The 4527-nt window shown below is 39.6% G+C and carries 6 protein-coding genes and 1 pseudogene; 6 read left to right on the top strand and 1 reads right to left on the bottom strand.

The window, feature by feature from the left end; genetic code table 11:
* The 6 genes from AB840_RS17335 to AB840_RS14840 form a co-directional block, all read left to right on the top strand.
* On the top strand, positions 1–498 hold a 498-nt coding region (locus AB840_RS17335; RefSeq protein WP_461782351.1), incomplete at its 5' end, for a transposase family protein.
* Positions 499–513: 15 nt separating this feature from the next.
* On the top strand, positions 514–873 hold the full coding sequence (locus AB840_RS15915) for a transposase (protein ID WP_083615836.1): 360 nt from the start codon (positions 514–516) through the stop codon (positions 871–873).
* A gap of 278 nt (positions 874–1151) precedes the next feature.
* Positions 1152–1745: a plasmid pRiA4b ORF-3 family protein gene (locus AB840_RS14855; protein WP_048515615.1), complete on the top strand. Its 594-nt coding sequence runs from the start codon at positions 1152–1154 to the stop codon at positions 1743–1745.
* Between the two features lie 34 nt (positions 1746–1779).
* Entirely contained in the window at positions 1780–2754 is a 975-nt protein-coding gene (gene rhuM, locus AB840_RS14850) for a virulence RhuM family protein (RefSeq protein ID WP_171969753.1), read from the top strand.
* 85 nt (positions 2755–2839) lie between these two features.
* The gene (locus AB840_RS14845; protein ID WP_048515614.1) at positions 2840–3271 is read left to right on the top strand and encodes a P-loop NTPase family protein; all 432 of its coding nucleotides are present in this window, start codon (positions 2840–2842) and stop codon (positions 3269–3271) included.
* 26 nt (positions 3272–3297) lie between these two features.
* Complete coding sequence (locus AB840_RS14840) at positions 3298–3552, top strand: hypothetical protein (RefSeq protein WP_048515613.1); 255 nt, start codon at positions 3298–3300, stop codon at positions 3550–3552.
* A gap of 42 nt (positions 3553–3594) precedes the next feature.
* On the opposite strand, the pseudogene AB840_RS14835 reads toward AB840_RS14840, so the two are convergent.
* Positions 3595–4308: pseudogene (locus AB840_RS14835) on the bottom strand (IS256 family transposase); the annotation flags it as partial.
* Positions 4309–4527 lie beyond the last annotated feature (219 nt).

Below are 4527 nucleotides of genomic sequence, written 5' to 3'. Positions count from 1 at the left end.
GATGGAAAGAAACCGCGAACCTATTGCCGCAAAGCCCGGAAGGACTATTTGAACATCATCCGCGCCAAGAAAAACAAAGCAAAGAAACTGCGGCATGGCATAGGCAAGCAATTGCAATACCTTGCCAGAGATCAGCGATATATTGCTGATCTGTTACAAGATGGCAGACAGCTGGCACACAAGTATCAACAACAGTTAAGCGTAATTCAACAGATGTATGCGCAGCAGAAGTACATGTATGATCATCATATCCATCGTATTGAACACCGCATTGTAAACCTGTGCCAGCCGTTTTTGCGGCCGCTTGTGCGTGGCAAAGTCAAAGCACCTGTGGAATTTGGTGCCAAACTGGATATCAGCGTCATAAACGGCATGGTACGGTTAGAACAACAGAGTTTTGAAACTTATAATGAAAGTACGCTGCTACCGCAAGAAATCGAACGATACCAAGACCGATATGGTCATTATCCAGAACGGATGCTGGCCGATAAGATATAACGCAACCGTGTCAATCTGGCGTATTGCAAAGAAAGAGGTATCCGGTTGTCAGGGCCGGCCTTAGGACGGCCTAAGAAAGATGCTGTCAGAGATAGACGATTAGAATACAAAGACAATTGCGATCGCGTGGAAGTAGAACGAGCTTTCAGTTTAGCGAAACGTCGGTTTGGACTTACTGAAATCAGAACCTATCTGAAAGAAACGACACAGAGTGTGATAGCGCTGTCTATTTTGGCACTGAACCTGGGCAAACTCCAGGCTATTCAAGTGTATGCCAATTTCACTTTACCTACAGGTACTGCTGTGGAAAGTAAAACGGGCCTTAAAATGGCTGCCATGTCAAAAAGTGGCTTTTGTGCAGTAGACATTAATTAATTGTTCACACTAAAGAATTAGCATAAGACTGTGCTGAATCCCGTTTCCAATATCATTTGTCTAACATTCCCTAATTGCTATTACAATTCACCTTAAGTGTATAGAGCATAAACTCATACAGGCACAGCCTGCCAAGAAGATTGGTAAAACAGGACAGCATATGAATTGTATCATCAAAACAAGATGGGGCTGTGAATAAAACCGTTGTGTATATTAAAGACGCTGGAATATGATAGTGAAATCAACAATGTGAAAAGAGCGATTAGGAGAAATGTATTATGGCAGATATATACAAATTTAAAGTAAGACTCTGTGAACTTCAAGACAGTATCTGGAGAGATATAGAAATCACTTCTGTTTCCAGCGTTGCAAAGCTGGGATATGCAATATTGGCTGCATTTGAAAGCACAGCAAGCCATTTATTTAATATACGATGTAATGGTAAGCGGTATGAAATCATGTTTGAAGAGGATGGCTTTGATGATGAGCCAGTAATAGATCCAATCAGGACAAAAATTTCTGCTTTAAAACTTTGTGTGGGAGATACGTTGAGTATGAAATATGACTATGGAGCAAGCTGGGAATTTCAAATAGAATTATTGTCCGTGACCGAAATGAAGCGTGGAGCAGGGACGCATTATCCCTATGTTACTGACGGAAAAGGCAAAGGAATTATTGAGGATTCCTCGCCTTACGAACTTGCTGAAATGGTCGAGAAAACAGATAAGAATGGTACCTTACCTCAAATAATGGATATGTATTCTGGCAAAGAAGTATCATGGGACTACAGAAAATTTGATTTGGAATACTGCAATGTGTTTTTTAAAGATAATATTTGGAAAATCCAAACTGCATATGAGGAGTTTGAATAAAAACGAGTGAGGTACTCCAAAGGAGGATTTTTAAGTGGGCAATCACGGCGAAATGCTGATTTATCAGACGGAAGATGGTCTGACAAAAATAGATGTATCATTTGAAAACGATACTGTATGGCTTTCAAAAAGCCAGATGGCCGAACTGTTTCAAAGAGATAGAAGCGTTATTTCAAAGCATATAAAAAATGTTTTTGAAGAAGGCGAATTAGTACAAGAAAGCAATGTGCAAAATTTGCACATTGCTAATTCTGATAAACCAGTTAATTTTTATAGCCTTGATGTCATTATCTCAGTTGGCTATCGTGTGAAATCCCAGCGTGGTGTGCAATTCCGTATCTGGGCAACAAACATCTTGAAGGAATACATAAAAAAAGGATTTGCAATGGATGATGACCGTCTGAAAGAACTGGGCGGCAGTGACTATTTTAAAGAGCTGCTGGAAAGAATCCGTGACATCCGTGTTTCTGAAAAAGTATTTTACCGTCAGGTATTAGAAATCTATGCAACCAGTGTTGATTACAATCCTAACGCAGCAGTCTCCATACAATTTTTCAAACGGGTACAGAATAAGATTCATTATGCGATTTCCGGTGAAACTGCAGCGGAGGTCATCTATCATCGGGCCGATGCAGAGAAGGACTTTATGGGCCTGATGACTTTTTCAGGAGACCAGCCAACGCTCTGTGAAGCAAAGATTGCAAAAAACTATCTGGATGAAAAAGAGCTTCGTGCAATGGGGCAGCTCGTATCTGGATATCTTGATTTTGCCGAAAGACAGGCAGAGCGAGAAGTGCCTATGACAATGGAAGATTGGGCAAAGCACCTTGATGGAATTTTGACCTCGACAGGTGAAAATCTTCTTACCAGGAATGGCACGGTAAGCCACTTACAGGCAATGGAAAAGGCTCAGACGGAATATAAGAAATACAAAGCTAAAACACTTAGCAGCGTGGAACAGGACTACTTGAAAAGTATAAAGCAGTTGGAGCGAAAGGGAAAACAATAGAGACACAGGATTAATTTTTAATATGCAGTTGGATAAATGTTGAGGGTTACACAATGGGCTTTTAAGAAAGTTATGGAGAAAATATATGAATTTATTACATAAAATAAAAATAGAAAATATTAAAGGAAAAGATGTCTTTGAGGTAACGTTTGTAGACCTTACTGCGAATCAGCCGAATATCGTTGTCGCACCAAGCGGATATGGCAAAAGCACAATTGCTACAGCATTTGAGGCTGCTGCTAATGGGAAAATGAAAATTAGTGAAAAAGATTTATATCAGCACAATCCTGATAACCATCCCAAGTTAGAAGTGGAACTATGTGGAGAGAATGCGGGTACTTATGTTTCTACAGATACAGAAGGAAATATTTCGCGAAACATCACTCTTTACACGATTAATAGTCCTCTTTATGCAAAAATCACTACACGAGGTTTTGGAAGAAATGTGGCTGCGACTGCTGATTTGAGAGTTGAGCAAGTAGTTGTTTATAGCCGGATACCAGAAAGCTTAGTTTGAATTATTCATATAGAGGTATATCCTCAATGTATGGAAACAAAAGAAAACTGTTTATTAATATTTCCGAAATGTTAAAAGATTGCAGTAATATCGAATCTCTTTTGGATATTAAAGACTGCTTCAGGAAGTGTTGCTCTCAACAAGGAATACAAGAAAAATTCACACACTTTTTAGATGCTTGTTTGGAAAATGGAACTGCAGAAAGTATAAAGAATCAAATATCACAAGATGAAATTAATGCTGTTAATGCAAACAGTAATGTTCATACTCTTCTTGGATAGTGTCAAGCAATGTTCGCAAAAACCATCAACCTCCGAATGGGATTAAGCAGTCTTTGCTACTTGTAGTTGAAGCTCGGTAATCATTTTAGGATTAATGTAAGAATGCCCGCTGGACCAATCTTAGCTGTACTCAATGAGATAGCTTGTGACAAGAATCCATACTGGGGAAAATTCCAACGACTCTAGTCCGGCACCGGATTTCCCTATTTAATCGTTCCAGTAGATTTGTAGATGAGATTTTTCTAGCATCAATTTCTTGGAAACTGAAAAATTGAAGCGATTCTTCGAGGCCTTCTTCTAACAAGTATATGGCCTGCGGATACTGAACTTCATGCTCATTCATGAAGGTATTCGCATATTTTTGAGCGCTCTCGTAGTCCGGCTGTAGCCAGATTTGCTTAAGCTTTGCGGCAAACGATTTTTTATTTTTACCAGAAACATGCGCCAATATATTTCGCATAAAATGAACCTTGCACCGTTGCCAGGAGCAGCCAAGAAAAGCTTCTCGGGCAGCTTTTACTAGGCCTTTATGGGCGTCAGATACGATCAGCCATACGTTCTCTAAACCTCGTTCTTTTAGCTAATCAAATACGTTCGTATACGTTGCGGCAGACTCTTCATACATGGGCTCTACCGCTAAAATATCACGTTTGCCCTCTAAATTAATGCCAGTGACGACTCGTACGGCCATATTTTAACCCTTTGCGTATCACGAATTCGCTCATATAACGCATCTACCCAAAGAACCGGATAGGTGGCTTTGATGTTGTACAATAAAAATTGACACCCTATTCTCAAGGATTGTGATATATAATTGATAGAGAATAGGAGAAATAAGATGGCAAAACGAATTATAAAAACTTATGACCAAGAATTTAAATCACAGGCTGTAAAATTGGCTCAGGAGATTGGTGGACACAAAGCCGCAACGGAACTGGGGCTTCCTGATAGTACTATCTATACATGGGTTAAAGC

The sequence above is a fragment of the Megasphaera cerevisiae DSM 20462 genome, from assembly GCF_001045675.1.
Lineage (GTDB): Bacteria > Bacillota > Negativicutes > Veillonellales > Megasphaeraceae > Megasphaera > Megasphaera cerevisiae.
This window is presented reverse-complemented; position numbering and strand designations above follow the sequence as displayed.

Coding starts and splice junctions, on each gene's coding strand:
- AB840_RS14855 (WP_048515615.1), top strand. CDS start 1,152: ATGGCAGATATATACAAATTTAAAGTAAGACTCTGTGAACTTCAAGAC.
- AB840_RS14845 (WP_048515614.1), top strand. CDS start 2,840: ATGAATTTATTACATAAAATAAAAATAGAAAATATTAAAGGAAAAGAT.
- AB840_RS14840 (WP_048515613.1), top strand. CDS start 3,298: ATGTATGGAAACAAAAGAAAACTGTTTATTAATATTTCCGAAATGTTA.